Here is a 765-nt window from a genome sequence, read left to right on the forward strand (position 1 = left end):
CATCCGACAACTACGCCGGCCTGCACCCCGAGGTGCTGGCCGCCCTCGCCGACGCGAACGGCGGTCACGAGATCGCCTACGGCGAGGACGCGTACACCGCCCGGCTGCAGGAGGTCGTGGCCCGTCACGTCGGAGACGGCGCCGTCACCTGGCCGGTCTTCAACGGGACCGGCGCCAACGTCGTGGCCCTGCAGGCCCTCCTGCCGCGCTGGGGCGCCGTGGTGTGCGCCGAGACGGCCCACATCAACACCGACGAGGGCGGCGCCCCCGAAAGGATGGGCAGCATCAAGCTGCTCACCGTTCCCACCCCTGACGGCAAGCTCACGCCCGAGCTCGTCGACCGGCAGGCCTGGGGCTTCGGCGACGAACACCGCGCCCAGCCGCTCGTCGTCTCGATCACCCAGACCACCGAGCTCGGCACCTGCTACACGCCGGACGAGGTCCGGGCCATCGCGGACCACGCGCACTCGCTCGGCATGCGGGTCCACCTCGACGGCGCCCGCATCTCCAACGCGGCCGCGACCCTCGGCACCGACATCGCCGCCTTCACGAGCGAGGCCGGCGTCGACGTCGTCAGCCTCGGCGGCACGAAGAACGGCGCCCTCGCCGCCGAGGCGGTGGTCGTCGTGGATCCGGAGCTGGCCACCGACCCGACGCTCGGGATCATCCACGTGCGCAAGCTCTCGATGCAGCTGGCCTCGAAGATGCGGTTCGTGTCGGCGCAGCTCGTAGCGCTCTACGAGGGCGACCTGTGGCTGCGCTCGG

General features: G+C 72.0%; 1 protein-coding gene. It reads left to right on the top strand.

Going from position 1 to position 765, the window contains the following annotated elements; genetic code table 11:
- On the top strand, positions 1 to 765 hold a 765-nt coding region (locus tag ABD194_RS19875; RefSeq protein WP_343994733.1), incomplete at both ends, for a threonine aldolase family protein.

The sequence above is a fragment of the Terrabacter terrae genome (assembly GCF_039529575.1).
In the GTDB taxonomy this organism is placed as follows: domain Bacteria; phylum Actinomycetota; class Actinomycetes; order Actinomycetales; family Dermatophilaceae; genus Terrabacter; species Terrabacter terrae.